General features: G+C 71.8%; 4 protein-coding genes. 2 read left to right on the forward strand and 2 right to left on the reverse strand.

Annotated features, from left to right (window positions below; translation table 11 throughout):
* Both ygfZ and G6017_RS07310 read left to right on the forward strand, forming a co-directional pair.
* Positions 1 to 964: CAF17-like 4Fe-4S cluster assembly/insertion protein YgfZ (ygfZ, locus tag G6017_RS07305; RefSeq protein WP_182616720.1), on the forward strand; the 964-nt coding region annotated here is incomplete at its 5' end.
* Between the two features lie 132 nt (positions 965 to 1,096).
* Entirely contained in the window at positions 1,097 to 1,300 is a 204-nt protein-coding gene (locus G6017_RS07310; protein WP_179524615.1) for a DUF3073 domain-containing protein, read from the forward strand.
* Positions 1,301 to 1,388: 88 nt separating this feature from the next.
* Here G6017_RS07310 and purM read toward each other — a convergent pair whose 3' ends face one another.
* The gene (gene purM / locus G6017_RS07315; protein WP_182616722.1) at positions 1,389 to 2,474 is read right to left on the reverse strand and encodes a phosphoribosylformylglycinamidine cyclo-ligase; all 1,086 of its coding nucleotides are present in this window, start codon (positions 2,472 to 2,474) and stop codon (positions 1,389 to 1,391) included.
* Between the two features lie 40 nt (positions 2,475 to 2,514).
* Positions 2,515 to 4,164, reverse strand: a complete 1,650-nt coding sequence (purF, locus tag G6017_RS07320; protein WP_182616724.1) for an amidophosphoribosyltransferase — start codon at positions 4,162 to 4,164, stop codon at positions 2,515 to 2,517.
* Positions 4,165 to 4,373 lie beyond the last annotated feature (209 nt).

Below are 4,373 nucleotides of genomic sequence, written 5' to 3' on the forward strand. Positions count from 1 at the left end.
CGGCGGTGGCGAGCGGCTGAGCTGGCTCGAGGGCTTCGTCTCCCAGCACGTGTCCGAACTGGAGGACCGCTCTGGTGGCGAGACGCTGATCCTGGACGCCAACGGTCGGGTGGAGCACCACGTGGTGCTCTCCGACGTCGACGGGACGCTCGTCATGGACACCGAGCCCGGCCGGGGCGCGGCCCTGCTCACGTTCCTGACCCGTATGGTCTTCTGGGCAGACGCCACTCCGGAGGCCGCCGACCTCGTCGTCGTCACCCTCGCCGGCACCGGGCTCCCCGGTGCCCTCACCGCTCCGGACGGGACCATGGTGGAGCTCCCCGTCGGCGACTACGCGAGCGTCCCTCTGCCGGGGGGCGGGATCGCACGTCGGATGCCGTGGCCGTTGGCGGGCTCGGTCGATCTCCTCGTCCCCCGGGCCGGGCTGACCGGATGGTTCGACGCGGCGGTCCGGGCCGGCGCGCGTCCGGCGGGCTCGTGGGCGTTCGAGGCCCTCCGCGCGGTGGAGACGGACCCGCTCCGGGCGCGACTCGGCGTGGACACCGACGAGAAGACCATCCCCCACGAGATCCCCACGTGGATCGGCGAGGTGGCGCAGCGCGGCGCGGTCCACCTGGACAAGGGGTGCTACCGGGGCCAGGAGACGGTCTCCCGCGTCCACAACCTCGGCAAGTCCCCCCGGGTCCTCGTGCGTCTGCACCTGGACGGCTCCGGCGGCGACCAGTCGCTCTCCCCCGGCGCCGAGGTCCTCGCCGGTGGCCGCACCGTGGGGCGCGTGGGGACCGTCGTCCAGCACCACGAGTACGGCCCGGTGGCGCTCGCCCTGCTCAAGCGGTCGGTGCCGTCCGACACCGTTCTCGAGGTGGACGGGGTCTCCGCCGCCATCGATCCCGACTCCGTCCCGCACGACTCCGGCCCGCAGGCCGGACGTGAGGCGATCCGCAGGCTGCGCGGCCAGGCGTAGGAGCCCGAGGTGGCCCCCACGACACCCGGGCGGACATTCCGCGCCGGGCACGCTATCCTGTGGACAGGCAGATACTCACATTGATGGGCACCCCCGAGGTGGCCCAGCACCGTTTCCGAGGGGGTCAGGTCAATGGGCCGAGGCCGCGCGAAGGCGAAGCAGACCAAGGTCGCTCGCGAACTCAAGTACAACACTCCGCAGACGGACCTAGAACGTCTCCAGGCGGAGTTGGCCGGTGGTGGCGCGCCCACCACACGCCTCAGCACCGATCGGCCCGGTGCCGAGGAGGACGACGACCCGTACGGGTCGTGGTCCGACGGCGACAGCAGGTTCTGACCGCACTCCCCGACCGCCGCCTACACGTGGGCCGGGCATCCAGCGAGGATGCCCGGCCCACGTTCGTGTGGCGGGGTGCGCCGCCCGGCTAGAAGCGGGCGTGTGATCCCTCGAGGACGACGCGCGGTCCGTCCGCGGCGACCTCCCCGGCCTTGTCCACGTGTCCGATCACCCAGTTGTCCACGTGCCGGGCGGTGAGCACCGCCTGCGCGCGGTCCACGTCCTCGGCCGGGAGCACGGCGATCATCCCGACCCCCATGTTGAACGTCCGCTCCATCTCGGCCTGCTCGACACGGCCGTGGTGGGCGATCGTGCCGAACACGGCGGGCACGGGCCAGCGGCCACGGTCGAGACGCGCGACCAGTCCGCGCGGCATGACCCGCGCGAGATTCTCCGCCAGGCCTCCACCGGTGACGTGGCTGAACACCCGGACGTCGGTCTCGGCGATGAGGCTCAGGCAGTCCAGGGCGTAGATGCGGGTGGGCTCGAGGAGTTCCTCACCCAGGGTGCGACCGAACTCCTCCACGTGCCCCTCCAGCGGGAGGCGGGCGAGTTCCAGCAGTACGTGCCGGGCCAGCGAGTACCCGTTGGAATGCAGGCCCGAGGACGCCATCCCCACGATCACGTCGCCGGGGCGGACGTTCTCCGCCTTGAGGACCTCGTCGGCCTCGACGATCCCGACCCCGGTGCCCGAGATGTCGTACTCGCCGGGGGCCATCAGTCCCGGGTGCTCGGCGGTCTCGCCGCCCAGCAGTGCGCAGCCGGCCCGGACGCAGCCCTCGGCGATCCCCTCGACGATGTCGGCCACGTGTTCCGGCACGACCTTGCCGATCGCGATGTAGTCCTGGAGGAACAGCGGCTCGGCCCCGCACACCACCAGGTCGTCCACCACCATGGCCACGAGGTCGATGCCCACCGTGTTGTGGACGTCCATGGCCTGCGCCACCGCGATCTTGGTCCCGACGCCGTCCGTCGACGAGGCCAGGAGCGGTTGACGGTAGGAGTTCTTCAGGGAGAACAGCCCGGCGAAGCCCCCGAGGCCACCCATCACCTCCGGCCGGGTCGCGCGCTTGGCGTGGGGCGCGAACAGCTCGACGGCGCGCTCGCCGGCGTCGATGTCGACTCCGGCGGCGGCGTACGAGGCGCCGCTCGCGGGGTGGGGGTTCTCGGTCATCTTCGGTTCTCCTCATCGGCGCCCGTGGTCGGGCGCCCGGTCAGGGTCGGCGGACGGCGTCCGCGTTGTCGTGCAGGACCAGGTGCCGATCGGGTATCTCACCGTCGACCTGGGCGGCCAGTGCCAGGACGGCCGCGCTCATCGGCGAGTCGTCCGGGAGCGGGATGGGGTAGTGGCCGTCGAAGCACGCGGCGCACAACTCGTCCCGCGGCTGCCCGGTGGCCGAGATCATCCCGTCCACCGAGATGTACCCGAGGGTGTCCGCCCCGATCGCCCTGCGGACGCCCTCGAGCATCCCGTCGGTGGCGTCGACCCCGTTGGCGATCAGTTCGGCGGGGCTGGCGAAGTCGATGCCGTAGAAGCACGGCCAGCGGACCGGCGGGGAGGCGATACGGACGTGGACCTCGAGGGCGCCGGCCTCCCGCAGCATCCGGATCAGGGCCCGTTGGGTGTTGCCGCGGACGATCGAGTCGTCCACCACCACCAGCTTCTTCCCCTGGATGACCTCGCGCAGCGGGTTGAGCTTGAGCCGGATGCCGAGCTGCCGGATCGTCTGGCTGGGCTGGATGAACGTACGGCCGACGTAGGCGTTCTTGGTCAACCCCTGGGCGAAGGGGATCCCGGACCCCTGGGCGTAGCCCACGGCGGCCGGTGTCCCCGATTCCGGCACCGGGATCACCAGGTCGCCCTCCACGGGGTGCTCGACCGCCAGTTTGCGGCCGATCTCCACGCGGGCGGAGTTGACCAGCCGCTGGTTGATCACCGAGTCGGGACGCGCCAGGTACACGTACTCGAAGACGCACGCCTTGGGGGTGGGCTCGGAGAGCTTGCGCGACCGGACGCCGTCGGCGTCGATGGCGATCAGCTCACCGGGCTCGATGTCGCGGACGAACGACGCCCCGACGATGTCCAGGGCCGACGTCTCGGACGAGACCACCCAGCCCCTCTCGAGCCGTCCGAGCGCGAGCGGGCGCACCCCGTGCGGATCCCTGGCGGCGTACAGCGTGTTCTCGTCGGAGAACGTCAGGCAGTAGGCGCCGCGCAGGCGCGGCAGCAGGCGGGCCGCCGCCTCCTCGAGGCCCCCGTCACCCGCCTCGTGGGCGAGGAGGGTGGAGACGATGTCCGAGTCCGAGTGGGTGCTGTTCTCGGTGTAACCCCGGATGCCGATCGTGGTGGCGTAGCGCTTGAGTTCCTGCGTGTTGACCAGGTTGCCGTTGTGCCCCAGCACCACGGACCCCCCGCCGGTGGTGGGCCTGAACATGGGCTGCGCGTTGTCCCAGGACGCGGCGCCGGTCGTGGAGTACCGGCAGTGGCCGATCGCCACGTGTCCGCTCATCGACTCGAGGGTCTTCTCGTCGAAGACCTGGCTCACCAGTCCGAGATCCTTGTAGACGAGCACCTGCTCGCCGTCCGCGACGGCGATGCCGGCGGCCTCCTGGCCGCGGTGCTGCAGCGCGTACAGGCCGTAGTAGGTGAGCTTGGCGACGTCCTCGCCGGGAGCCCAGACACCGAAGACGCCGCACTCCTCGACCGGACCGATGCGCTCGGTGTCGATCGGCAGGCCGGTCGGGCCGGGAACGGACGGGTCGGGCAGACCCAGACCGACGGCGGCGCGGCCACTGGTGCGGCGGAGTGATCCGGACGGGGCCGGACGTGACGACGTGCTCTCCACCTGGTGGTGCTCCCTCATGTTTCGGGGCGGTCCGCCCGGACGGACCCCGGCGGTGCTGTTCGAGTGTACGTTCCCCGACCCCCGTGACCCCAGTCCCGTGTCCCCGTCCCGCGGGTGGGGCCCCTTCTCATGCGCAGGTCGTCCGGACCCGCCCGGGTCGCCGAACGCTCAGCCGGGACGCACCACCGGCAGCCCCGCCGCGACCTCGTCGGCCCGGGTCCCCGACG

Origin of the sequence: Dietzia sp. B44, from assembly GCF_014145245.1 — a bacterium.
GTDB lineage: Bacteria > Actinomycetota > Actinomycetes > Mycobacteriales > Mycobacteriaceae > Dietzia > Dietzia natronolimnaea.